Annotated in this window: 1 protein-coding gene and 1 pseudogene; both read left to right on the top strand. The window is 75.5% G+C overall.

Annotation, left to right across the window (positions count from 1 at the left end; all coding sequences use genetic code 11):
* A pseudogene (locus L1885_RS28510) lies at positions 1 to 130 on the top strand (pyridoxal-5'-phosphate-dependent protein); the annotation flags it as partial.
* Between the two features lie 292 nt (positions 131 to 422).
* Positions 423 to 1,188 (top strand): acyltransferase (locus tag L1885_RS28505; RefSeq protein ID WP_235800027.1); only part of this gene is annotated, 766 nt, incomplete at its 3' end.

The raw sequence follows: 1,188 nt of genomic DNA, 5'->3' as shown, positions 1-1,188 counted from the left end.
CTACGGGGCCGAGGTCCTCACCTACGACCGCTACACCGGCGACCGGGTCGCGCTCGGCGAGGCCATGGCCGCCGAGCGGGGGCTGACGCTGATCCCGCCCTACGAGCACCCGCACGTCATCGCGGGCAGGCACTGACATTCCGCGATCCCTTGGGGGTTGGGGTGCGCTCCGGATGTGGCGGTCATGCAACCACGCGTGATCGCGTCCGTACGCACGGAAAGCGATCGGGCCACTCGTCGGAAGGAGTTCCCCCGCGAAGCAGCGCGGTTCGCCGCCGAACCGTGGTAGGGGCGGGCCCGGTTGCGCTCGGCCCGGGCGCGGAACGGACCCCGACGGCGAACGCCGGGGGAGCGCCGGGAGCCCGGGGGCCGATCCCGTCCGTGCGCCCGCCGGGGCTCCTCTACCGTGTGGGTGTGCGGAAATGCGGAAGTGGGAAAACGTGTACGCGGCGCTGAGGGGCCTCGGGCGACGCGCGGCGACGCGCCTGGTCCACGCGGGCTGGCGATGGGTGCAGGACGCGGGCGCAGTGACGGCCGCGCACCCGGGGCGGATGCGGTTCCGGCGGATCGGCGAGGGCACCCGCCTCGCGTTCCCCCAGGGGACGGTCTTCGGCGAGCCGTGGATCGAGCTCGGCGACTACTGCATCGTCGGCGAGCGGGTCAGCCTGACCGCGGGCCTGGTGCCCGGGCTCGACCTGGGGCCCGACCCTTACGTCAGCATCGGCGACGGGGTCGTGCTCGGCCGCGGCAGCCACGTGATCGCCGACACGACGGTCTCCATAGGCCGGGACACGTACTGCGGCCCCTACGTCTACATCACGACCACCAACCACAGCTACGACGACCCGGGCGTCCCGGTCGGCAAGCAGTGGCCCCGCATCGCGCCCGTGGCGATCGGCGCGGGATGCTGGCTCGGGACGGGCGCGGTGATCCTGCCGGGCGCGGTGCTCGGCCGCAACGTCGTCGTCGCGGCAGGGTCCGTCGTACGCGGCGAGGTGCCCGACCACGCGGTGGTGGCCGGCGCCCCGGCCCGGATCGTGCGCCGCTACGACGAGGCGGAGGGGTGGCAGCCGCCCCTGCGCACGCCCCCGCCCGTGCTGCCGGTCCCGCAGCCGTCGCCCGCCGGGAAGGCGGCGCTCGCCGGGGGGACGGCCGGCGAGGCGGCCGCCCGGGAGGCAGCCGACGGCG

Origin of the sequence: Streptomyces fuscigenes, assembly GCF_021556455.1 — a bacterium.
Classification (GTDB): domain Bacteria; phylum Actinomycetota; class Actinomycetes; order Streptomycetales; family Streptomycetaceae; genus Streptomyces; species Streptomyces fuscigenes.
Note: the sequence above shows the minus strand (reverse complement) of the source record. Positions and strands in the feature narration are given on the sequence as shown.